A 1,204-nucleotide genomic window follows, 5' to 3' on the forward strand; every position below is an offset into this window, starting at 1 on the left:
GCTTGATATAAATCCCTTGTATTGGTAACTTCCAAGCAACTAAGATAACCGTCTGTAGATACACATAGATTTGTGCAAACCTTACAAGTAAAGCCAATAAACACTTTAAACCGCTCCGCACCTTTCTTTGAATAAAGGTTGGTATGGTTATAAGCTCTGACACCACCAATAGTAAGGGTTAGCCTGTTACCGTGTACTGTCTCATAGATAGTAGGAACTTCAATAACAAAAGCGCATCTTTCGTAGTAGATAGTCTTGTCACTCTCTAATAACTGATTGGCTGGCTTATGAATTGCTTCGGGAATCCTACCTTTGATTACATGAGAAACACGAATATCTGGCGATTCAATCTGTTCACCGCTAAAGAATGTATTGGTTGCATCCTGTACCACTTCAATGAAAGCCACATGAGATAATGTAGCTTCGTTGTCCTTTGCGAATACGGGTATAATACAATCATTCCTTAGATGTTCCAAACTGGCTTCAATTGTATTAGCTTCAATGAATAGAGGGCGTTTCTGTTTAATAGCTGGCTCTTCAATTATTACCGCTTCTTCTGCATATTCACCAAAGTTTCTACTAGTTCTCTGTACTGGCATAATCTGTAATGTTGATTCCATAATCTGTAATTTATTAAGTTAATATTAGAAATTCCTCTGTCTGAAAGCTAAGCAAGCCACAATCAGTATTAATAATCCAATAAAGAACTGTGGCATTAAGACTACTGGCACAATTAGAATTATTCCAAACGTCAATAAAATCTTTAAATTCTCCATACGCATAAATAATAGATTAGTAAATAGTGTATTTAAGGACAAAATGAGGGCTTAACATGAAGTACTATTCATTCACTTTCCTTTGTGCATCTTTATATGTAGACATATACAAATCGTTGATAAGTCCGCATATTTCAGAAGTTCAAAGCGTTTGTGGGCTGAATAGCAATTCATGTAATCCTTTCTTTTTCCTAATGATTGGTGAGGGGGTGTTAGTAGTTTCACAGAAGCTTAGCGCACGATATACATCTGATGCGCTCACTGACAAATTAAATATTTCACTCTATAGCTGCATAAAGTCTAAATAGAAACACTGCCTAAATCTAAAGGGCGGGGGTATGAATTTCAAGTACCTATATTCTTGGGTGGGGGATATACATAAAAAGCCCCAAACCTGATTAATGGTCTGGAGCTTTATTGCTTACAAA

At 36.3% G+C, this 1,204-nt stretch carries 1 protein-coding gene; it reads right to left on the reverse strand.

Annotated features, from left to right (window positions below):
• On the reverse strand, nt 1-620 hold a 620-nt coding region (locus tag DW862_RS25605), incomplete at its 3' end, for a DUF3871 family protein (protein WP_120071170.1).
• Nucleotides 621-1,204 lie beyond the last annotated feature (584 nt).

Origin of the sequence: Bacteroides sp. AM37-9, assembly GCF_003603455.1 — a bacterium.
Classification (GTDB): domain Bacteria; phylum Bacteroidota; class Bacteroidia; order Bacteroidales; family Bacteroidaceae; genus Bacteroides; species Bacteroides xylanisolvens.